This window comes from Candidatus Palauibacter sp. (genome assembly GCF_965261555.1).
Classification (GTDB): domain Bacteria; phylum Gemmatimonadota; class Gemmatimonadetes; order Palauibacterales; family Palauibacteraceae; genus Palauibacter.
Map to the genome: position 1 here is coordinate 1,696,244 of NZ_OZ253465.1, position 21,697 is coordinate 1,717,940.

The 21,697-nt window shown below is 64.2% G+C and carries 14 protein-coding genes and 1 pseudogene; 7 read left to right on the top strand and 8 right to left on the bottom strand.

Annotation, left to right across the window (positions count from 1 at the left end; genetic code table 11):
* Positions 1-234 precede the first annotated feature (234 nt).
* The 3 genes and pseudogenes from ACQY5G_RS07335 to ACQY5G_RS07345 all read right to left on the bottom strand — a co-directional run.
* On the bottom strand, positions 235-3,024 hold the full coding sequence (locus tag ACQY5G_RS07335) for a site-specific DNA-methyltransferase (protein WP_428278415.1): 2,790 nt from the start codon (positions 3,022-3,024) through the stop codon (positions 235-237).
* 11 nt (positions 3,025-3,035) lie between these two features.
* Positions 3,036-3,398: a type II toxin-antitoxin system VapC family toxin gene (locus ACQY5G_RS07340; RefSeq protein WP_428278417.1), complete on the bottom strand. Its 363-nt coding sequence runs from the start codon at positions 3,396-3,398 to the stop codon at positions 3,036-3,038.
* Positions 3,399-3,499: 101 nt separating this feature from the next.
* Positions 3,500-6,514, bottom strand: a pseudogene (locus ACQY5G_RS07345) (BPTD_3080 family restriction endonuclease); the annotation flags it as partial.
* A gap of 330 nt (positions 6,515-6,844) precedes the next feature.
* Between ACQY5G_RS07345 and ACQY5G_RS07350 the strand changes: the two are divergent.
* The 4 genes from ACQY5G_RS07350 to ACQY5G_RS07365 all read left to right on the top strand — a co-directional run bounded on the left by ACQY5G_RS07350 (position 6,845) and on the right by ACQY5G_RS07365 (position 14,105).
* Positions 6,845-11,362 (top strand): hypothetical protein, encoded by a 4,518-nt coding sequence (locus ACQY5G_RS07350; protein ID WP_428278419.1) that lies wholly within the window; start codon positions 6,845-6,847, stop codon positions 11,360-11,362.
* A 12-nt stretch (positions 11,363-11,374) separates the two neighbouring features.
* Complete coding sequence (locus ACQY5G_RS07355; RefSeq protein WP_428278421.1) at positions 11,375-12,148, top strand: endonuclease/exonuclease/phosphatase family protein; 774 nt, start codon at positions 11,375-11,377, stop codon at positions 12,146-12,148.
* A gap of 134 nt (positions 12,149-12,282) precedes the next feature.
* Positions 12,283-13,455: a phospholipase D family protein gene (locus tag ACQY5G_RS07360; protein WP_428278423.1), complete on the top strand. Its 1,173-nt coding sequence runs from the start codon at positions 12,283-12,285 to the stop codon at positions 13,453-13,455.
* A 245-nt stretch (positions 13,456-13,700) separates the two neighbouring features.
* The gene (locus tag ACQY5G_RS07365; RefSeq protein WP_428278425.1) at positions 13,701-14,105 is read left to right on the top strand and encodes a hypothetical protein; all 405 of its coding nucleotides are present in this window, start codon (positions 13,701-13,703) and stop codon (positions 14,103-14,105) included.
* 396 nt (positions 14,106-14,501) lie between these two features.
* Here the strand turns inward: ACQY5G_RS07365 and ACQY5G_RS07370 are convergent, their stop codons facing one another.
* Positions 14,502-15,872, bottom strand: coding sequence for an IS1380 family transposase (locus ACQY5G_RS07370; protein WP_428278427.1), 1,371 nt, complete (start codon positions 15,870-15,872; stop codon positions 14,502-14,504).
* 256 nt (positions 15,873-16,128) lie between these two features.
* On the opposite strand from ACQY5G_RS07370, the gene ACQY5G_RS07375 reads away from it, so the two are divergent.
* The 3 genes from ACQY5G_RS07375 (at position 16,129) to ACQY5G_RS07385 (ending at position 19,406) form a co-directional block, all read left to right on the top strand.
* Positions 16,129-16,491: a hypothetical protein gene (locus tag ACQY5G_RS07375; RefSeq protein WP_428278429.1), complete on the top strand. Its 363-nt coding sequence runs from the start codon at positions 16,129-16,131 to the stop codon at positions 16,489-16,491.
* Between the two features lie 109 nt (positions 16,492-16,600).
* Positions 16,601-17,002: a hypothetical protein gene (locus ACQY5G_RS07380; protein ID WP_428278431.1), complete on the top strand. Its 402-nt coding sequence runs from the start codon at positions 16,601-16,603 to the stop codon at positions 17,000-17,002.
* 283 nt (positions 17,003-17,285) lie between these two features.
* A complete protein-coding gene (locus tag ACQY5G_RS07385) occupies positions 17,286-19,406 on the top strand; it encodes a hypothetical protein (RefSeq protein ID WP_428278433.1) in 2,121 nt (706 codons plus the stop codon).
* Here ACQY5G_RS07385 and ACQY5G_RS07390 read toward each other — a convergent pair.
* From ACQY5G_RS07390 to ACQY5G_RS07405, 4 genes are all read right to left on the bottom strand, one after another.
* Positions 19,403-20,230: a hypothetical protein gene (locus tag ACQY5G_RS07390; RefSeq protein WP_428278435.1), complete on the bottom strand. Its 828-nt coding sequence runs from the start codon at positions 20,228-20,230 to the stop codon at positions 19,403-19,405. The genes ACQY5G_RS07385 and ACQY5G_RS07390 overlap by 4 nt on opposite strands.
* A 354-nt stretch (positions 20,231-20,584) precedes the next feature.
* A complete protein-coding gene (locus ACQY5G_RS07395; protein WP_428278437.1) occupies positions 20,585-20,878 on the bottom strand; it encodes a type II toxin-antitoxin system Phd/YefM family antitoxin in 294 nt (97 codons plus the stop codon).
* Between the two features lie 101 nt (positions 20,879-20,979).
* Complete coding sequence (locus tag ACQY5G_RS07400; RefSeq protein WP_428278439.1) at positions 20,980-21,216, bottom strand: Txe/YoeB family addiction module toxin; 237 nt, start codon at positions 21,214-21,216, stop codon at positions 20,980-20,982.
* Between the two features lie 31 nt (positions 21,217-21,247).
* Entirely contained in the window at positions 21,248-21,532 is a 285-nt protein-coding gene (locus ACQY5G_RS07405; RefSeq protein ID WP_428278441.1) for a type II toxin-antitoxin system Phd/YefM family antitoxin, read from the bottom strand.
* Positions 21,533-21,697 lie beyond the last annotated feature (165 nt).

The following is a 21,697-nucleotide window of genomic DNA, read 5'->3' on the forward strand; positions in this document are numbered from 1 at the left end:
TAGTACGGCCCATGGTCAACCCCGAGGATTCGACTTCCCGAGCCGCGACCCTAGGCTACAATGCCGCCCAGCGCAAACTCGACGAGCAACTCCCGGTACTCCAGCTGATACCCCCGCTCTTGCTGCCAAGACACACGTCCTCGATTGGCCCCAGCGGAAAGGTCTCCAGGAGACCGGGGCAACCGTAGGTATCGATGTTCAGTTCGGATCGTTCCGGCGCTCAGACGAACAGGCTCATACACGGAAGACCTTCATGACTTCGTCGCCGAGGTGGTTGATCACCTTGACGGCGATTCGGCCGGATTCGGGCTTGGGGAACGGGCGGGAGACGTTGCTGTGCAGCGTGGCCCACGCGTCCGGGTCGACCTCCGCTTTCAGCGTGGTCTTGAGGGCCTTGTAAGGGTCGTTCGCGCCTAAGAAGTATGCGTGGCGGACGAAGAAGCTCTCTTCGTTGTAGTCCGTGTCGATGAACCAGCAGGCGATGCCGTCGGTGTCGTCGGAGCGAACCTCGCCGATACCGGGGTCGAAGACATCGACGCCCTTGATCTCCACCTGAATCCGCCCGTCGTCCGCGCTTTGAATGTCGATGTCAGGCTCGCCGAAGATCACGAACAGGTTGCCCGCACCCGTGTTCTTGAGCTCGTCGGCCATGTGGAGGTCGGCGTTCATGCGGGCCTTGAGGATGGGCACGCGGCCGACCTTCACGAAATCCGCAGAGCGCGCGTCGTAGTTGAACGCGCAGGCGATCACGGAGTCGAAGCCGGCCTCCGCGGCCTCCTTCGCCGCCGCCACCAAATCGGGACGTGACACCGTCCCGAACTCGGGCCCGATCAAAATGCCCGCCCGCCGAGCGCGACCCGACTTCATGTACTGTCCTAGCGCGCACACGTAGTCCCCGGGCCATCCGGTCACTGACGTGAAGTCGATCCGATCTTCCTTGTGAGCCTGCTGAACACCTGCCGTGCGCAGTTGGTCGAGAATCATGCTCGCGAAGTCCTGCCGTTCGCCGTAGTCGGACGGCGGTCTCTCCGCCGCCAGGTCGAGTAGCTGATCCTCCGCGCCCACTCCAAGCACGCGATGCGGCGACAGGCTCTCGACCGTGAACGGGCCGGCCACGCGCACGATCTTCTTGTCCTCGTATGGTTTGTCGTACAGGTACTCGAATGGCGCGTTCGCCGCGATGGAAGCGTCGATCTCCTCCTGCCGGGCGATGCGGGTCTCCCACCACTCGGCGTGGATCTTTTGGGTCTTGGGATCCCAAGAGTCCTCCGAGCGGCGGGGAATCTCCCATTCTTCCCACTCGGTGCCGACCAGGGCGTTCAGCTTCTCGCGAAGGGGTTCAAGTGACTTCTGGTACTGCTCCCGGATGACGTCGATTTCGGCGTTGTTTGCGATTTGCTTCAAAGTGATGTGTGGAACACGTTCGTAGACGAAACCCTGTCGGATCCTACCGTAGGTGGCTTGTTCGGACGGTGCCTTGCGCGCGACTTCAGCTTCCTTGCACTGGCCCTCAGGGCTATCGGCGAGCAGGTAGTAAGGATAGCGGGCAGCCATGACGCGAGCACGCGCCAAGGCGAGAGCCACCCGGGACGTATCGATCGTAATCCAGCGTCGGCCCCACTGTTCCGCGACGTAGGCAGTGGTGCCTGACCCGCAGGTCGGGTCAAGGATTAGGTCACCTGGGTCCGTGGTCATCAGGATGCAGCGTTGAACTACCGGCAGCGCAGTTTGCACGACGTATGTCTTGCTTCCGCCAAACTGGTTCTGACCAACCGTGTCGGTCCACATGTTCGTAATCGGCGTGGACGGAAAATCGCTAAGGGATCTTCGATAAGCCAATCGACCAGATCTTGTTTCGACTATTCGACCGGCGGCGGCTACACGGTTCATTCCCGTCTCATTCGAACCGAAAGTGCGCTTGCCAGGGCTAAAGGTTTTTCCATGAAAGCGAAATGCTTGAAGATCTGCTGGTCCTGGAGGCCGGTTGCTAGTGATATCGCCAGTTGTACAGAGCACACCATCATCCGGAATTAGCGAGGTGTCCGCGAGTTCTTCGCGCGTCGCCGGTCGCATCGTACCATCCCGAAAGACTATTCTGTTGTATGCGGTCGCACCCTTTCCTCCGGCTTGCTTCGCAGAAAACAGATTTCGATACTTGATGCACTCACGTGATCTGGCATACCACAGCAGGTAATCAACGACGGACGAAAGAGAGTCACCGGACATTCCTGTGGTCTTAGCGACGCTGATCTGACTGACGAAATTGTCTTCCCCGAACACCTCGTCCATCACTGCCCTCACGCGATGGACGTTCTCGTCTCCGATCTGGACGAAGACCGAGCCGCTTTCCGCCAAGAGGTCGCGGGCCACGGCGAGGCGGTCACGGAGGTAACTTAGATATGAGTGGATGCCATCGCGCCAAGTGTCGCGAAACGCCTTAACCTGCTCCGGTTCGCGCGTGATGTGTGCCGCTTTGCCGTCCGTGACGGTACGGCTGGTAGTGGACCACTGGAAGTTGGAGTTGAACTTGATCCCGTACGGCGGGTCGAGATAGACGCACTGGACCTTCCCGCGCAGGTCCTCGCGCTCGGCGAGCGAGGCCATCACCTGGAGGCTGTCTCCCAGGATCATGCGGTTGGACCAGTTGGCGTCGTGCTCGTAGAACTCCGTCTCGGTCGCATCGTCGGGCAGACCGTTGAAGTCGGCGAAGAGATCGATGACTTCGTCGGGCGGGGCCGCCGCCTTGGAGTGCCGGGCCAGATCGTCGATGAGAACTTTGGGTTGGACCTTATCCTGGATGTAGAGGGGCGGGGCCTGGACGGTCAGGTCCTGCTCGTCCTGCCGATCCTTCCCGCGCCAAACGAGCTGCGGGTCGAGGTCGCGATTTCGGCGCTCGTACGCGACTCGGACGGGACTGCGGTCTTGATCCGCCAGCACCGCGCGGTATTCGGCCGTGGGGATGTGCTTGCGGGCGGCCTCTCGGTGCCGCAGGGCCTCCACCTTCTTGGGCTGCTTCTTTGCCATGGGTGTAATCGCTATGCGTTGGGTTCGGGAAACGCTACCCCGAAGCGCGTGGCGAGCGCGCGGAGAGATCGATCACGGGTCCAGAGCTTTGCGTCTTCCCGGAGGACGGAGAGGAGAAGGTGGGCGTCAAGGAAACCGATCCCCCTCCCCGCGAGCGATTCCGATTCGATCCAGTCGATCACCACCTCGTGTTCCAGGCCGTCGAGCCGGGGAAGCCCGCGCCACTCGCGCAGGCGCTCGTCGCGATCCGGCATGCCGCCGCAGGCGAGTTCTCCGAGAATCATCGGGTGCATCAGGATCCGACGGGTTTCCACGAGCCGTCCGACGGCAGGCTCCGGCCGCCGGAGATGGTCGATCCATACGTTCGTGTCCACGAGGATCACCCCCAGGGGCGCCGCCGCGAAATGTACTCCGCGTCCGGGTCGGAGCCGCCCGCCTGGATCAAGGCCTCGCCCGCGATGGCGGCGGGGTCTCCCGTGGCGACGCGGACGATGTGGCCGAACCGGTTCTCGATCACGGCATCGAGGTCCGCCTCCAGTTCGAGCACCTCCCGGAACTCGGCGAAGGCCCAGCGTCCGTAGCGGCCGTGACGGTTGACGCCGGGCACCCAGTAGTTCTCCATCGTCGCCTTCTTGTCCTTCGCGTCTTCCTTTCGGAAACCCTTGATCTCTACCACGAGGTGCAGCGGATCGTTCGGGCCTCGTCCGTCGTCGATCAGCACGATGAAATCGGGTATGTAGGTGCGGTTCTCCGACTTGTGACGGTACGGCACCTCGAGCCCGAGGTTGTGGTTCTTCACGTAGGAGAGAACCTGCGGGTGCGCCTCTACCACCCGGCAGAACTCCCCCTCCCAGGAGCTGTCGAGGACAGCCCAGTTGACGTGGCAGCGGCGCGGGTCGGTCTCGTATCGGTGCGTCTTCGTCGTCTCGAAGCGGACGTGTGACGTGGAGCCCTCCGGGTTGTACGGGTCGAGCAGGGCTCTCACGTGCCGCCCTCCCTCCGACCGCAGAATCGCCGCCGTGATGCGGTCGCATGCGAGGTCCGCGAGTTCGCGGTACAGAAGCTGGCCGGGATGCGTTCCGCCCTTGCATGCGAGGCACGAATCGAGCCACTGGCGTGAGATCTGCTTGACCTGTCCGAACAGGTGAAGCGGGGGAGCCGCCCAGGCGTCCCGCCACTTCGTGTAGAGAAGGTGCTTGGTGAGGTGATAGTTGACGGTGTTCAAACGCCCGTTGAGGTGTTCAACGGTGAGGTCGACGCCCTCGCCCACGATTCCCTCGTTCTTCGTGAGCGACGGTCCCACGAGTTCGGGGGTCAGCTCGAGGCGGGAGTCCTCGTTGAAGTTCGCCGTCAGCCTGTCCTCCGGCAGTTCCACCCGGTATCCGATGACGCGCGGGAAGCGGATCTCGAGCTTGTCGCGCTCCGGCCGCATCGCGCGCACCGTGATCGTCTCCTTGGGCGGCGTCGGGCGCACGACGACGGGCTTGGCGGTGAAGTCGAACGGGATGCCGAGCACATCCGCGTACTCGACATCGAAGCGCCCCTTCTCGTTCAAACCGTAGGACTGCCTGCGCAGCGCACGCCCGACGGCCTGCTCGCACAACAACTGCGTACCGAAGGCCCGCACTCCGAGCACGTGCGTCACCGTGTTCGCGTCCCAGCCCTCCGTGAGCATCGACACCGAGACGACGCAGCGGATCGAGCCGCCGAGCCGGTCCCGCTTACCCACGGTGTTCATCACCTCGCGGAGGAGATCCTGATCCGTGATGTTCTCGCCGGCGTGCCGGTCACCGGTTCGGGCGATCCTCTCGCGCCGAAACCGGTCGATCTCGGCGGCCGCCATCTTGCGGAACTTCAGATCGAGCGCGTCACCGGATTCCAACTGGCGGCTGTCGATGAGCAGTGTGCGGGGTCGCGGAATCCGCTGATGGTTCTCGTCGAAGTTCCGGAACAGGGCCAGCCGTCCGTTCTCCACCGCCGGCGCGCCGTTCTCCGTCGTGCGCTCGAACCCCGAGACGTAGTCGTACACGAGCTTCGAGGTGGACGTGTTGTTGCACACGATGATGAAGCACGGCGGCACGCTGATGCCCGCCTTTTTCCATTCGTCGAAAGTCCGTTCGTAGTGTCCGTAGAGGGCGTCGAGTGCCGACTGGAGGTCGAGCGGAAGGCTGAGCGGATCGAGCGGCCCCGTCTTGCCGCGGCCCTTCTTCGGCATCTTGGGGCGGATGTGCTCCCACAGGTTGCGGAACCGGGGCATCTCGGCGCCGGGGATGTTGTCCGCCACGGGCACCCGGGGCAGCTTCACGATCCCGCACTCGATCGCGTCCATGAGCGAGAAGTCGCTCATCGTCCACGGAAACAGGGTGCCCTCGGCATAGCCCGATCCGCTTAAGAAGAAAGGGGTGGCGGACAGATCGATCACGCGGTTGATGCCAAGCTTCCGCTGCACGGATTCGAGGCCGGAGATCCAAAGCCGCGCCGCTTCCGTGTTCTCCTTGGCCTCCTTCTTGTCGTCGCCCTTGAGCGACCCCTCGTCGTCCTCGCCAGGGTTCTCCCGGTAGCAATGGTGCGCCTCGTCGTTCAGGACCATGATCCGCTTCATGCCCATGAGTTCGGGCATAACGCGCCGCAGCATCTGGCCGGTGCTCTCGGTGGTGTCCGGCGCGGGGCCTCGCCCCTGGAGCAGGGCACGGCTGCCCTTGGCGAGCTTCACGCGCTCGCGGTGCTTGAAGGCGTGGTAGTTCGTGATGACGATCCGAGCCTGCCCCAGATCGGGCAGCATGTCGCCAGGGACCAGTTCGCGGTCCTTGTAGTAGCTGTCAGGATCGTTGGGCTGAAGCACCCGCAGCCGGTCCCGAATCGTGATTCCCGGCGTAACCACGAGGAAGCCCTTCGTGAACCGCTGACTCCGAGGCCGGCGCACCGCGTTGACCGTCTGCCACGCGATGAGCATGGCCATGACCGTCGTCTTGCCAGTGCCCGTCGCCATCTTGAGCGCCAGCCGCGAGAGACCGGGGTTCGCCCCTTCGCTCACATCCTCCATGTGCTTCAGCAGATCTCGGCCGGCCTTCGAGTGGGTCGCGACCTCCGTGAGCCAGATGGCCGTCTCCACCGCCTCGATCTGGCAGAAGAACGGCCGGATGCTGGAGAACCGGTGCGACCGCCAGTGACGCAGCAGGCGCGCCGTCTCGGGAGTCACGCGCCACTTCGTCGGATCGGGGATGAGCCGCCACTCGTCCACGCGCTCGCGCACCCGGTTGATGATCGCGGCCAGGTACTCCTGCTCCTCGGTCGAGAGCCCCTTCCCCTCGTCGAGCACCATCCCGACCTGTTCGACCTTCGGACCCTTCTTGGACTTCCGCTGCTTCGGCTTTGGAATCGGTGAGATGAACGAAGCGGGCCGCCGGTAACCCAGGATCTTGTGCGTGGGCTGCCCGGCCGCGTCCAGCTCCCAGTGCCGCGAGGGATACTCGTACGGCGAGTTCAGGATCGGCCGCTCGAAGAACCGATCAACCGCGGAGGCGTCGTCCGCCCCGGCGTCGTCGTTTCTTCTCCGGTCGCCCCGGTCATCCGCGTCGGTCACGTGATCTCCTTGCTCGGTCCTTCCGCCTCATCTGCAGGCGTCGCCAATGGTCTTCATGCCCATCTGCGAGCGGTCGCTGCGGCGGACGAACACTCGCACTCCGCACCCGTGCCCGGCAACTTCACCCCCCCGGAAGCCACCCCCCTGCATCACCGTCCGGCAGCTTTGACGTTGAGCAGAACGGCGCCTACCGTCCCCTCGCCCTACGCTCCCGGTAACGAAATAGGAGACAGCTTCATGCCCCTCTCCGGAGGCGCAGCCCAAAAGTTCGGCAACCGCTACGAGGCCCAGTGGACGGTCCGCCAACTTCTTCGCGTGCTGGCCGGAGAAGCGGCGGAGATCCGGATCGAGCCCCCCGGCGTCGACAAGATGGAGTTCGTGCTAAAGGTCGGCGACACCTCGGAGTTCCACCAAGCGAAGCGTAGACACGCCCGAGGCGCTTGGACCCTCGTTCGGTTGCATGGGGAGGGCCTGCTCGAAGCTGTGTTCCAACGTCTCACCGGCGGAGCCGACACCTTCGTTTTCGTTTCGAGTAGCGACGCGCCCGAACTTAGCGATCTTGCCGAAGCCGCCCGCGACGCAGAATCACAGCGAGAATTCGAACGCGAGTTTCTGAAAGCCGACAGCCGCCGGACGCCCTTCGAGCAACTCTTGGAGATATGGGGGTGCGACGCCCCAACGGCGCGAGAGCTTCTGCGGCGCATCGAGGTGCGGACGATCGACGAGTGGACTCTCCGTGAGGAAATTCGGTGGCGAGCGCAACTGTTCCTCACCGGCGGCCACGCCAAGAGCGCCCGCGATGCGCTACGAAGCATTGTCGGCGATTCAGTGCATAAAACGATCAGCCGCGACTCCCTCATACGCTGCCTCGCGAAACGCGGTCTTCGTCTGCGAGCGTCGATGGATCCCGAGACGGCTACGCAGTTGATGCACGCCGCTACGGATCGATACCTCCAGGCCGCTCGTCGCAAGCTGATTCTCGGTCGGGTGCGCGCTCGAGAGCAGACAGGCGATATCGTCGACCACCTGACCGAGAGCGACGCACCGCACCAGTGTGCGATCACCGGTAACGCCGGTATCGGCAAGACGGCCTGCGTGGTTGACATTATCGAGCGGCTTCGCGAGTCGGAACTGCCCGTACTGGCATTCCGCATGGACCGCCTCTCGGATGTCGCCACGATGGGTCAATTGGCGAGCTATCTCGAGTTCGGCACCGACTCGCCAGCCTTGACGTTACACGCAGCAGCTCGCGATGCGGATCGCCCCGCCGTGCTGGTCATCGATCAGCTTGATGCCGTCAGCTCGGCATCAGGTCGAACTGCCGACGCGTTCGATCTCGTTGAGCGCCTTCTCCAGGATGTTCGGAGTCTGTCTTCCACTCCACCTGTCCACACGGTGATCGTCTGTCGGGAATTCGATTTCATGCACGACTCGGGTCTCCGGTCATTCATGGCTGAGTGCGGTACCAAGCTGACGGTTGAGAAGTTCTCTCCGGACGAACTCGACAGCATCCTTGCCGAAGCGGGCTATGACCCGGGTGCGCTGCAACAAATGCAGTTGGACCTCCTGAGAGTGCCTCAGAATCTGGCTCTGTTCCTCGACATCAATCCGGACAGTGCCTCCCCTCCAGGCTTCGCCACGGTCAAGGAACTCTTCGATCGATACTGGGCGGCGAAGCGACGCGCGGTTCGGCGTCGCCCCGAGGTGCAAACAGACGAGTGGATGACGGTCATGGAGATTCTCTGTGAACACATGACTGCGACACAACGCTTGACGGTAGCGGTTAAGCACCTCGAGGATGTGGACCCTGCGTACCTGGACGGTCTTGTTTCGGAAGGAGTCCTCGTACGCGATAGAGGGACACTCAGCTTCGCCCACGAGAGCCTGTTCGACTACGTCTTCGCCCGCCTGTTCGTCCGCGACGATACAACCCTCGCTGAGTTCCTGAGGAACGAGGGCCAGGATCTGTTTCGACGTGCCCAGGTTCGCCAGACGCTGACCTATCTCCGGGACGCTGACCGCGAACGCTATGTGGCAGAACTTCGCGAGCTGCTTGGCGATCCCGAGATAAGGATCCACATCAAGGATCTAGTCTTGGCCTGGCTCACCGACGTCCCGGATCCCCTCGACGGGGAGTGGGAAGCGTGGGAAGGCCTGGTCGCGCCGCTTCTCACTGCACATCAACGGGGAGAAGACTGCGCGGACGATTTTGCTCGATTGGCCTGGCGGAGGTTGCTCACGAGCAAGGAGTGGTTGGCGTACCTGGACAGCAGGGGTTTCGTCGACGACTGGCTGAGTTGGCGCCGGCCCGAACTCGCGGACGAATTGTTCGTTGCAATGAGCCGCGACCAGAGCCGGTTCGGACAGCGGCTCGGTACGCTACTCAGCAAGAAGCACGAGAAGAGCGAAGAACGGTCGATCCACATCCAGGGTCGAATCGCCATGGCTGGAGGCAATGTCAGCCGTGAAACGTTCGACGGGCTTCTTCGACGCGTTGATGCGGCGACGCTGGGTGAGTTTGGCGGTGGGCGCGGGGTGCCGGGGATGCTTCAGACGTTCTGGTACCGCGTGGGCAAAGATCGGCCTGAGTGGATGGCGGAACTGATTGCTGCTATGCTGCGCTGTGCCGCACGAGCGATACACGCCGACGGTGTCGACAGCGTGGAGCCAAGCCTGCTGGGGAGCGGTCTCGGGGAAGGCGACGTGGTGGAGAAAGCGGCGGAGGCGGACCCTAATACGTTCGCCGAACTTGTCTTGTCACCGGTGCTCGAACTCTCCGAATTGACCGCCTATGACCGCCCGCCGCCCCGCCAGGACAGGATCTGGTGGTATGTCGCTTCGGGGGAGCATCCTACCGTGAGAGATGCGGTTGTGAGCGCGTTGGCTGATGCGGTGAGCATATGGGCGTCCGAGGGTTCTGTTCCAAAGGCTGTTCTCGATGACCTCCGTCGGCGGAATACGCGCATCAGTAATCGTATGTTGCTCGCACTATACAAGGGTGGGGCCCGACATTACCGGAAGGACGCCATCGAGATACTCGTCGAAGAACCGTGGCGGTTTGAGTGTGGGCCCGACGATAGTTCCGAGTGGTTTGCCCGAGAGACCGTAGAAGCCTTAGCAGAGTGTTGTTCAGCCGCCGAGTTGCGACGCCTCGAGGACGCGATCATGAGCTACGTGCCTGCATGGGAACGCTCCCTGGAGGGTTGGCGTTCCCGGGGTCTTGGCGAGTTCGATCTGCTGTCATCGATTCCTGCTGAATTGCGGAGCCGGAGAGTGATGCGGCGGCTCGGCGAGTTGAAGAGGAAGTTCCGAGACCCGACCGGGGCCCCGAAGGGGGTTCGGAGCGGTTTCCTAAGATCTCCCATCGAGCCGCCGGCAGCGGACAGAATGACGGATGAGCATTGGCTGAAGGCGATTAGGAAGTACAATGATCGCGGGTCTCGGTTCGGGAAGGGAGACGAATTCGTAGGCGGCGCGCTCGAGGTGTCTCGGGAGCTTGAGCGGCGAACAAAGGAAGATCCCGACCGCTTCGGAAGACTCGCATCAAGGCTGCCCGAGGACGCCAATCCGGTTTATCTGTCGGGAATCCTCCGAGGACTGGACGGCACCGAGCGTGCGGTAGCGGACGACGTGAAGCTTTCCGTATGCGCGAAGGCCTTTGCGGACGCAAGGGAAGATCTCAACGTCGGTTCTGCTATCGCCGATGTGCTGCGAAATCTCGCGAATCCCCCATCGGACGAAGCGGTTGAGATTCTGAGCTGGCTGGCCACGCAACACCCCCACCCGGACTCGGTGGACGTACCGGAGGCGACGGGTCAACGGAAGACGAGTGACAGGATCTATACTGTCGGAATCAATACAACGCGAGGGAGAGCGGCGGAGGCAGTAGCACAGTTGATCGCACGGGATGCAAGCAACGCGAACAGGTTCGAGACGACTATCGACGCGATGCTACGTGAGCAGCACGTAGGCGTAGCTTCCTGCGTCGGACGAGTGATCGCTGCGGTCGGCGCCCACGATGCCGAGTGCGGTATCCGACTGATGTCCCGCGTGGAATGCGCGGACACCGTCGTATTTGCAACGCTCCGCTTCCTGACGTTTCTTGCTTCACAACTGCCGGCGCGATTCGAGGAAGTGCGTGGGCTGGTCGAGAGGATGATCCGGTCGTGCTCGCCCGATGGTCAGCAAGCCGGAGCACAATTGGCCGCGCTGGCAGTCCTGCATGGTCACGATGCAGACGATCTGGTCGCGGAGTCGATGCAGGGCAGCGTCGCACATCGGCGAGGAATCGCTGAGGTCGCGTCCCGGAACGTCGCGATATCAACGTGTCGCGACTGGTGCGAACGACACCTGACAGTCCTGTTTGATGACGAAGACGAAGCGGTGAGGCAGCAAGCGGCGAGTTGTTTCCGGCAGTTCGAGGACCGTGGATTGGGCGATTACCAGGATCTGATCGGAGCATTCGTCGGGAGTCGAGCGTTCCCGCACAGCACGCATGAGATTCTTAGAGCGCTGGAGCTCGCCCGCGACCGATTGCCGGAGGTGACGTGCTTGGTGTGTGTGCGGTTTCTCGATCATTTCGGAGAGGGTGCACAGGCGTCGGGGCGAGCGATGGATCTCGCGAAACTCGTGTTCCGCACCTATCAGCAGCATCAGGGGAATGAGTGGGGAGACAGGGCTCTCGATCTGATTGACCGCTTGTGTCTCACTCAGGCGTATGGAGTACGCGAGGGTTTCGAGGAATTCGAGCGATAAAGAGACGGGAAGATGATACGGGTCGTGGCGTGGAATATCGCGGGTCGCCGCGAGCCGTGGCGGCAGCTACTCAAGATGGACGCCGATGTGGCGCTCCTCCAAGAGGCCAAGAACCCGCCCCCGGATGTGGTGACGGAGGTGGAGGTGGGAGGGGAGCCTTGGCTCAAGCACCAGTTCGACCGTTGGTGCCGGGTCGTTCGCCTCTCCGACCGTGTGCGCGTCGAGCACTTCGCGCAGATCGATCCGATCAGTGTTGCGGACCCCGACCAGATGCCGGTAAGCGGCATCGGCATCAACGCGGCCGCGCGCGTCGTTCCCGAAATCGGGGAGCCGTTCATCGCCGTGTCCATGTACGCCCGCTGGATGCGGCCCCACCCGACCACGGGAAGCAAGTGGAGCGTCGGCTTTCAGGATGGCTCGGCGCACCGCGCCATCTCGGATCTGTCGGCCTTCATCGGCCACGAGGACCCCGGAACGCACCGGATCCTCGTGGCCGGAGATCTCAACATGAATCCCGACTCCTGGCCGGCGGACCAGGAATACTGGATCCAACGGGAACGGACGGTGTGGATGCGCATGGAGGCGCTCGGCTTCGAATACCTGGGGCCGCACGACGGGCCGACCTTTCACTCCAACCGCGGATCGCCCGAGCACCCATCCACCCAGCTGGATCACGTGTTCGCGTCGCGCGGCTTCTCTGACGCGATCGCCGTCCGGGCGTTGAACAAGCCGGCCGAGTGGGGCGCCAGCGACCACTGCCGCCTACTCATCGAAGTCTCGCCATGACGAAAGCCGCGTCGAGCTCTCGCGCGTCACAGAGCCGACGACATCGCGCGCCGGAAGGAGAAGTTGAGAACATGGTCATCGGGAATGCGGACCTGAACACCCGCTTCGGCGAGATTCTGAAGAACGCGACGCATGTGGACATCGCGACGGCCTGGGCCACCGGCGGCAAACACCTGCAAGCATTGGCCGGCGCGACGAAGCGAACGTCGAGGCCCGTGGAGGTCCGGGCCATCGTCGGTATCTCGGGGAGAGCGACTCGACCGGACGCGCTCGAGGAGTTGCGGAAAATCACCGGTGACCACCTGAGGATCATCAAGAGCGGGAACCAGCTTTTTCACCCGAAGCTGTATGTCTTCCGGATTCCCAAGCGAAGTGGCGTCGAACGGTGCGCGTGGATCGGAAGTGCGAACTTCACGAACCAGGGCTTTGGCGGCCACTCCGGGTCCAACGAGGAGATCATGCTGGAAGTGGGTCCCGGTCCTGAGGCGGATGCGCTCGGTACCTGGTTCGAGCAGCGTTGGGAAGACAGTCGCATGGATCGATCTGTCGCTGAGATCATCAGCCAGTACAAAGAAGATTGGGAGCGATACCCGCCCCAACGAGATGTGCGGAGGATGGCTTCCGGCTCAATGTCCCAGCGGATCGATCTCCTGGATGACGCTCGTCGTCCCCTGAACTTCGAGGGATACGAACGAGCTCTGAGGAAGTGCGAGAGAAAGCTGCGCGACGAGCCGTGGGGAGTCTTCGGAGATACGCGGAGCTATATGAGCGCGATAGGAGGCCGTCGCACGCTCATCCTAGGCGAGGAGACGTGGTCGCAACTCGATCCGGAGTTGCACATGCGGCTGATGGGCGGCACGCGCGGTAGCGACTCCGATTGGTGGGGGCTGCTCGGACGTGTTCGCGCCTCCCATTGGTCGGCCGTCGAGAGTCATCAGAATCCGATCCAGAACATCCTCCGGGAGGTCGACGGGGCCAGAGATTCGGCGTTCCCGGACGTCGCCGTCGCGGCGCTGAAAGAGCTACTGAGCCTCAAACACATCGGACACGGCAACGCGACGCTGCTGCTCACGCTGGCGCGGCCGGACCGGCTGCTCTCGGTGAATGGTGAATCAACAAAGGGCCTCGCAGCGCTGTCGGGCATGAGCCCTTCGACGTTGGGTAAGCCCAAGAACTACCGGAAGCTCCTCGAGTGGCTGGACACCCAGCCGTGGTATTCCACGCCGTGCCCTGATGGCGACGATGCGGCGCAAATCTGGCGCTTCCGAGCGGCTCTCGTGGACGCGTTCGTGTACAAATACAAGTGACCGCGAGAGCCCAAGTAGCTCCGATCACGTTCCTGCGGGAACGTCCGTATTCGCTCGGCGGACCGTCGCCGACACGCGCCGCGCCGCCCCTCGAGTACGAGTTCGGCCGCCTCCAGCCGCTGGTCCCGTGAACCGACCGACAGCCTCCCGGAGATGTGACCGTGCAGGGCGCTTTCGCGTCATCGGGATGACGAAAGGGTCTCCGATTTCGGAGAAACCGGGTTCATGACTCCTGGAGGCATCCGATGAAGCGCCTTGTCATGCTGTTCACGGCCGTGACGGCAACGATGGCCTGTGCAGTACAACAACCCCTGATCATGACACGTCCGGCAAGTGTCGAAGCTGGTGGACTCGACTGCGTTCGCGTGACGTTGCAGCGTCTCGGATACATGATTGCCGCCGGTGATCGTTCACTCGGGTTCGTGAGAGCGGAACGCATGCGTACGCGCCAGGCCTTCCCGACAGGTCAGTTGATCACCGTCACGGATGCGCTGCTCGTGAACTACATCGACGCCGGTACGGTGGACGGCAACCTGGACAACGTGATCCAGGTAAAGGTCGCGGAGGTCGGGGAGCATCGAGACAGGGCGCCAGCCCGTGAAGCCATCTCCGACGCTGAGCACTTGTTGAACCGGTGCGGGAAGATCTGAACCACAGGTCCCCGGATGCGTGAAAGGGAGTGGCCGATCTCAACCGTGAGGGGCGTCGCCACGCTCGCCGCGGAGTCGGTCTATTACTGGGGGCTGGTGCCGCTCGGCGATGGGCTGACGCGGCTCGTTGCGGTCCAGGCAGGCGTCACGATCAATTCCCGCTAGCCCGGATTTCTCACACGCCCCCCGGAAGTGAACCGCTGAAGCCCGTCCGGGCATAGTTGGCCGGATAATGTCCCCATTTTGGAGTGCGGTGGTAGCTCGGGGAGGGTCGAGGCGGGCTGTTTCGGGCCGGTGGGAGCGCACCGGAGCCGGATCCGTGGTGTTTGGAGACACCGGTGCCCGGGCCGGGGGAGGCCGGGAGGCTTCTGGTGAGACCGCAGGGTCGGGTCGGCGCTACGTGGGGAAGCTGGCGTGGACGCGCGCGAACTCGGCGGTGAAGGGGTGGTTCGCGTCCATGGCGACGGCGACGCGGCGGACGGAGACGGAGACGCGGGCGCCGATCCCGAGGAGCTTGAGGCGGAGGGAGCCGGCGGTAGCTCGGGCGAGGCGCGTGTGGGCGAGGGCGGCCCGGAGCCGGATCATGAGGACCGAGGCGAGGGCGGAGAAGACGAGCCTGAGTTGGTTGGCGGCCATGGGGGTGGCGGAGGTGCGTCCGGCGAACAGGTCGAGTTGCTGCTCCTTGATGGCGTTCTCGGCGTTGCCCCTGGGGCAGTAGATGCGTTCGTAGAGGGTCCTGGGAGCGATCGTCTCCGGGAGCGAGGTGACGACGAAGCGGGGGTTGGACTTGCCGGGGATGTGCTCGCACTTGGCGATGACGCGGCGGAAGCGGGACCAGCTGGTTCGGGTGGCGTGGTCGAACTCGGTGTAGAGGCGCACCGGACGGCGGCGGCCCTCGGACTCGACCTTGGCGGCGAGGAGTTCCGGCGCGATCCGCCGGCGGAGCCGGTCGTTCTTCGCGACGCCGAGGACGTAGTGGATGTTGCGCGCCTCGCAGAAGGCCATGAGTTCTTCGCGGGCGTATGCGGAGTCGGCGCGGACGAGCAGTTCGACGCCGGGCCAGCACTGCCTCAGCTGCGTGACGATGCGGTCGAGTGCTTCGACGGCGCCGCGGGCCGGGTCGGTGTTGCCGGGGCGGAGCACGGCGGCGAGCGGGTGGTGGCCGCAGAAGATGTAGAGGGGGAGGAAGCAGTAGTGGCCGTAATAGCCGTGGAAGAAGCGGCCTTCCTGGCGGCCGTGCGTCCGGTCGTCGGTGCAGTCGATGTCGAGGACGAGGCGCGAGGGGGGCGGTCCGGCCTTCGACTCGATGAACAGATCGGTGAGCAGGGCCTGCATCGCCTGCGGGTCGTGGCCGATCCTGTGGTACCGGCCCGGCTCTCCCTCGGGCGCGTGTTCGAGCCGGTTGAGCGTGCTCTTGCCGGCCAGGGCGGCGCAGTCCTTCCGGGTGGCTCCGGTCTTGTCGCCGAGAAGGCCCAGCACGGGATCGTGGCGCAGGTGGTCGTGATCGTTGAGGTCCTCGAAGCCGAGGGCCAGGGCCACGATGCGCTGGGCCACCAGCGTGGAGACGGAGTGCTCGGTGCGCGCCGGATCGCGGTGGTCGGTGAAGCAGGCCGCGAACCGGTCGAACAGGCTGTCCGCGCGCCCGATCTCCCGGAGCAGCAGCGTTCCGGCGTGGGAGGTGATCGTGCCGCCGTTGAACGCGGCCGTGACTTTACGGCCCCGGAAGCCTTGAAAAGCGAACGATACGGGCTTACGCTGTGTCGGCACCGGTCCTCCTTTTTTGTAGCCGCCATGTTATTGGGGAATAACAAATTAGCGACTACTGGAGGCCGGTGCCTACTCCATCCTGTGAGAAATCCGGGCTAGTCGGCCCGCGGGACGGACCGCGAGCAGCCGGGGAGCGCGCGCGTTCGCGGGAGAGGGGGCTGAAAGTGACGCAACCAGACTCTCTCGCGTCATCGGGATGACGGAAACGCTTCCGACTGCGGGGGAAGTCGGCTTCCCTGACTCAAGGAGGGCATCGATGAAACGCTTTGTCGCGCTTCTTATGACGATGCTGGCCGTGGCGGCCTGCGGGCCGCTGATCATGACACGTCCGGCGAACGTGGACGCCGGTGGATTCGACTGCGTGAGTGCGACGCTGCAGGGCCTCGGATACACGATCACGGGTGGCGACCGGTCGCTCGGGTTCGTGACGGCGGAACGCACGCGGGGATTGTTCCGGGAAACCGATGTCCTCGTCGTGAACTACATCGTGGCGGGTACGGTGGACGGCGAATCGGAGGATACGATCCAGGTGCGGGCCTCGCGTCCAGCCGGAGGAAGTCCGAGCCGCAACGGTGTCTCCGACGCGGAGAGCCTGCTGGACGAATGCGGAAAGCTCTGAGTCAATGGACATGCTTCCCGCTTGGGAAGGAACCGGGTTCCAGACTCTGGAGAGCATCGATCAAACGCATCGCGGGGGGAAGCCCGGTTCGTGACCCTTGGAGGCATCGATGAAGCGCCTTGTCATGCTGTTCATGGCCGTGACGACGACGATGGCCTGTGCGGAACAACCCCCACTCACAATCATGACGCGTCCGGCGAGTGTCGAAGCTGGGGGGCTCGACTGCGTGCGCGTGACGTTGCAGCGTCTCGGATACATGATCACCGCCGATGATCGTTCACTCGGGTCCGTGAGAGCAGAACGCATGCGTACGCGCGCAGCCTTCCCGACTGATCGTCTGATCACCGATGCGCTGCTCGTGAACTACATCAACGCGGGTACCGTGGACGACAGCGCGGACGACGTGATCCAGGTAGAGGTCTTGAGGGTGGGGGAGGGTCGGGACCTGGGGCCAGCCCGTGAAGCCATCTCCGACGCCAAGCACCTGCTGGATGAATGCGGGAAGCTGTGAGTCAGTGGACAGGTGTCCGGCTGGACAGGTGTCCGTCAAAGCGGGGCAACTCGCCCATTGATCCAAACGTCTTCCGGAGGATGGACATACTTCCCGTTTGGGAAGGAAACCGGGTTCAAGACTCTGGAGAGCAGCGATCAAACGCATCGCGGCGTTAGCCGTCCTGCTGGCCGCCAACCTGTACGGAACGGCCTCCGCTCAGACACGCGACTCCCTCACCTCGGACCCCTCTGCGTCCGATCCCGCCCGGGACGCCTATCTGGACGAGACCGCGCGCCAACTCATGCTCGGGCTGAGGGCCGCCCGCGACACGGCACGCTTGACCATCGACGCCTACACGGCGCTGATCCGCGAGCGGATGGGTGCCGAAATGCCCACCCTCCGGCGCAATCGGCCCTATATGCACGGCGAACGCACGGTCCGCGTGCGGTGGTCGCGTGACGAGCCCGCCATCGTCCACGTTCTCGGGGCCCGGTCTCGGACTCCACTGTTCGACCCCGGAGATTCGGAGTTCTTCGCCGGGCTGCGGACGGAACGGTTCGGCGCCGACCCGTTGGGCGACCCGTTCACCTTCGGCTTCAGGGCCTTCTTCTGGGATTCTCCGGAAGCGGAGATCGCCACTCGCAGCCCGCTGGAGCCGGGTTCCGAGCGCTACTACCAGTTCCGTTCCGGGGACACGGTCGCCGTTCGGCTGAGCAACGGGGGCGTCCTGCGGGCGGTCGCCGTCACGGCGGTCCCTCGCTACCCCAGCATCCGCCTCGTCTCCGCCATCATGTGGATCGACGCGGAGTCCTTCGGACTCGCGCGCGTGGCCTACCGACTGGCCAAGCCGATCGACCGCGAGCTGACCTGGCAGCTCCGGAGCGGCGGGCGCTGGTCTCCGAGGGCGTATATCGAGATCGGTACCGAAAACCCTGACGAGAGCACCGTCGCGCCCGATTCGACTCCGGATCGCCCCCTCTTCGTCGACCGTCTGGTCAACGGGGCGTTCAACAGCGCTTTTCCCCGCTCTCGACTGGACATCTCGACGGTGATTGCGGAGTACGGACTCTGGGAGATGCGCCATTGGGTGCCCCGGAGCGTGACGTGGAGATTGCACGTGACGGCGATGATGGAGGGCGTCAACGCCGCCGGCGTCGTGCCGCCCGTCGCTCCGTTCATGATCGACTGGACGCTCGACATCGAGGACATCCGTGAACGCGGCGGCGAACCCTCTCCGGGGACGCCCGCCACGGCTGCCGAGGCGCTTCGTCTCTGGAGCCAGGCAGGGGACAGCATCAGCGGGGCGCTGGCGGCGGCGAAACCCGGCGAGATGGTGACGATCACGCCCGCGGACCGGCAGGCCTTGGTCACCAGCGATCTGCTGCCCCCGGACGTCTGGGAGGAGGATCGCGGAGTCGATGACGCCACCGTGGAGCGGATCGCGGCGGAACTCGCGGCCATCGGTACCGGCGATGGAGGTGACCGCGCCGAGGCACCCAGTCCCTGGCTGTTCGACGCCCCGGGCAGGACGCTGCGGCTGCTGCGCTACAATCCCGTGGAACGCCTGTCGATGGGGACCCGCCTGCAACGCGACTACAGCTGGGGACGCGCGGCGCTGACGGCGAGGTTCGGCACTGCGCGCGTGGCGCCGGACGTCAACCTCACCCTGCAGCGCAATCATCCCGGCCACATGATGCTCGTCTCCCTCTACCGGTCGTTGCGCGACGGCGGACCGGGCGACGGCCGCGGCACGCCTGGAATTTATGCGACGGGAGACGCCGCGGACTTCCATTGGTCTCACGGAGCGACGATTCGATTCCTGCCTTCCATCCGTGAGAGGGTCTGGCTTTCGCTGCGCCTCTTCGCCGAGCAGGACGCCGACATCGTGACCGACGCCACGCGGAACCGGATCGGGGCCGCCGTCGCCTGGACGCCCTGGTGGGGCTCCCTGGAGTCCGGGTCCGTTGGCGGGGGCGGTCGCGTGAGCGTGCGCGCATCGGAGGGTGACAATCCGCATGTGCGGGCGGTCGCCGAGGGGGCGCTGGTGATCCCCCTGTCGTCCCGGCTACGGCTCGGATTGCAGGCCGGAACAGCCCGGGTCTGGGGGGATCCGGCGCCGCACGACCTCTGGCGCATCGGTGGCAGCGGCCACTGGCTCCGTGGGCACGCGAACACGATCCCGGGGACGCGAGTCCACATGGCCAGAGTCGATCTGCAGCGGCGGATCCGCTTCCTCGGCCTCTCCGTGTTCGGCGACTGGGCGTCCGCGGGAGGCGACGACTTCTACGCGGTCGGCGCGGGACTCGTCTTCATGGACGGCCTCCTGCGCCTGGATGTGGCCCGGGGTTTGGGAGGGGGCAGGGGGGGCGGCCCCGATCCCGTCCTGACGCTGCACTTCCGCGGCGGCGACGCGTGGTTCTAGCGTCCCTGTCGCCCAGGCTCTGCGCTAAGCCAGTCGCACTGCTCGTCGGAGACCAGAAACATCAGAATCCAGGTCTGAAGCTGCTCCGAATCGTCGATGCGCCGGTCCAGGACGAACAGCGTATCCCCACGGAAAGTCTCCATCGGCCGGATGTCGAAATCTCGCGGCACGAGGGTGTCCACACACGCCTTCTCGAAGTCCGGCGAGAGGATCCCGACCCAGGTCTTGGCGGTGAGCACCGGCATCGGCTCCATCCTCAGTGCCGTCTGGTCGTGGTGGGTGAACAGGAAACCGCCGCCCGGACGCGGGAAAAGTTGGCGCAGTCGCGAACTGCCCTCCAGTTGCTCGCGGCCCGGGATGCGCTCGACGTCGATGCGTTCCCTGAGGTCGGCCGGGACGCCCTTCCTCCTCGCCACCGGGATGTCCGCCGTGTCCACCACCTCGCCCCGCAGGTTCAAGACGAACATCTCGTCCAGTCCGGACCAGCCCTGCACGAACCGTCCGTCGGCGTACGCAAGGGAACCGATCCGAAAAAGGCTCGCATAGGCCCAGTTATCGGTGCTGAGCGATGCGATGTATTCCCGAGGGAGTCCACCCATGCTCGCGAATTCGTCCGTGGCCGTCCGCCAACGAGTCAGCGACGTTTCGCGCTGGAGCTCGAAATCGGTCATCCAGACGTCTTCGCCGATCACCACCGGGGGAGTGATTCCGCCCAGCGCGGGAAAGTCCACGACCCGAATGGTCTCTCCGGTGTTTCGGTCGAAGACGTTCACCCGCCGCGACTCGGTGGTCTGTGCGGCGACGGTCGAATCGTCGATGAGCATCGGAGCTCCGGGCCGCCGCGAAACTCTCCCGGCCCCTCTCCCGGCCGTCCGTACACGAGCATCAGACTGCCGTCTCTACGGAACCTGAGGACCCGTGACGAAAAGATGTCCGATATGTGGAAGGACCCGTCGTAGGGATCGACGACCAGAGCGTATGGGTTGCCGATGTACAGCGTGTCGCCTTCCGGCAGCAGAATGCTGTCGACGGGAGTGAGCGTCGGCCCCGCCGCGTCTGCGGTCACGCGTTCGCCGGACTCGGAGCCGCAGCCCGGGATCAGGAACATCCCGGCGAACAACGCGACGCCGGCACGACGGGACCGGCCCACTACCGCCCCCCTAATCGTCGATGTCCGTTCACGTCTCGGAAACGCCGTCCTCAATGCCGAGTCGCTTGGCGAGTTCGTCGATGTCGATCACTTCGCCCTCGCCGCGTTCAACGGAGGCTATGGACTCGCGCAGGCGCCGGGCGTTCGCCGGGGAGCGGAGCACATGTGCGGTCTCCATCCAAGGGGTGAGTTCATCCGCCGCGACCAGGGCGACGGGTTCCTTGCCGCGCCGACGTATCAGAATCGGTTCGCAATCGTCGACGACCTCGTCCATCAACGCCGCGAGGTTCCGGCGTGCCCTGGAATAGCTGATCTCCCTCATCGTCTCCGACCCCATCCTCTCGTGGTGGCATCCGCAGCCTTCAGGAAGACTATGGGGGCGTCGCGCGTCGTGCTCACGCGACCCCTCCCGCAGAGCGCGGCTCAGTAGTGGTGGCGAGCGGTGAGGAAGCGGACCTGGCCAGCCGTAACGCGGTAGGTCAGGCGGTGTTCGTTGTCGATTCGGCGGGACCATCGTCCGCCGAGTTCGCCCCGCAGCCGTTCGGGCTTACCCACGCCGTCGAACGGATCCCTCAGGGTGGCTCGAATCAGCTTGAGCACACGAGCGGCCTGCCTGGGGTTCTGCCGCGTCCAGTGTTCGAGATCCTTCAAGCACCGCAACGTGAAGGCGGCATCCCACTGCCGCGGGTTCTCATCCGTCTTCAAGGCCGAGCCGTTTGGCTAGCTCGTCGACATCAATGACTTCTACCTGCCCGCTCTCGTCCTGGGCCATGGCCTCCCGCAGCCTCTCGGCGTTCCTGGGCGAGCGGAGCAGATATGCCGTTTCCATCCACGAGCTGAGGTCTTCGGCCGCGATCAAGGCGACCGGTTCCTTGCCGCGGCGCCGAATCAGCACCGGCTCATGCGTGTCGGTCACCTGGTCCATCAGGGCAGCGAGGTTCTTGCGGGCCCCGGTGTAGGTCGTCTCGCGGATCATCTTCGACTCCCTCATCCCGTTCTGTATTACTGGTACACGTATCCTGTACCATAATCTCGCAAGCTGGACCAAACCAGTTACCCCTCCCGCGCAGCAAGTTCTCGAACGATCTTGTGTGGAACAGGATACCGGTTGGCCGACAACGCCGGATCAACACGGCAAGGA

Coding starts and splice junctions, on each gene's coding strand:
- ACQY5G_RS07355 (WP_428278421.1), top strand. CDS start 11,375: ATGATACGGGTCGTGGCGTGGAATATCGCGGGTCGCCGCGAGCCGTGG.
- ACQY5G_RS07350 (WP_428278419.1), top strand. CDS start 6,845: ATGCCCCTCTCCGGAGGCGCAGCCCAAAAGTTCGGCAACCGCTACGAG.
- ACQY5G_RS07405 (WP_428278441.1), bottom strand. CDS start 21,532: ATGATCCGCGAGACGACCTACACCGGGGCCCGCAAGAACCTCGCTGCC.
- ACQY5G_RS07385 (WP_428278433.1), top strand. CDS start 17,286: ATGCTCGGGCTGAGGGCCGCCCGCGACACGGCACGCTTGACCATCGAC.
- ACQY5G_RS07335 (WP_428278415.1), bottom strand. CDS start 3,024: ATGGCAAAGAAGCAGCCCAAGAAGGTGGAGGCCCTGCGGCACCGAGAG.
- ACQY5G_RS07380 (WP_428278431.1), top strand. CDS start 16,601: ATGAAGCGCCTTGTCATGCTGTTCATGGCCGTGACGACGACGATGGCC.
- ACQY5G_RS07375 (WP_428278429.1), top strand. CDS start 16,129: ATGAAACGCTTTGTCGCGCTTCTTATGACGATGCTGGCCGTGGCGGCC.
- ACQY5G_RS07395 (WP_428278437.1), bottom strand. CDS start 20,878: ATGAGGGAGATCAGCTATTCCAGGGCACGCCGGAACCTCGCGGCGTTG.
- ACQY5G_RS07390 (WP_428278435.1), bottom strand. CDS start 20,230: ATGCTCATCGACGATTCGACCGTCGCCGCACAGACCACCGAGTCGCGG.
- ACQY5G_RS07365 (WP_428278425.1), top strand. CDS start 13,701: ATGAAGCGCCTTGTCATGCTGTTCACGGCCGTGACGGCAACGATGGCC.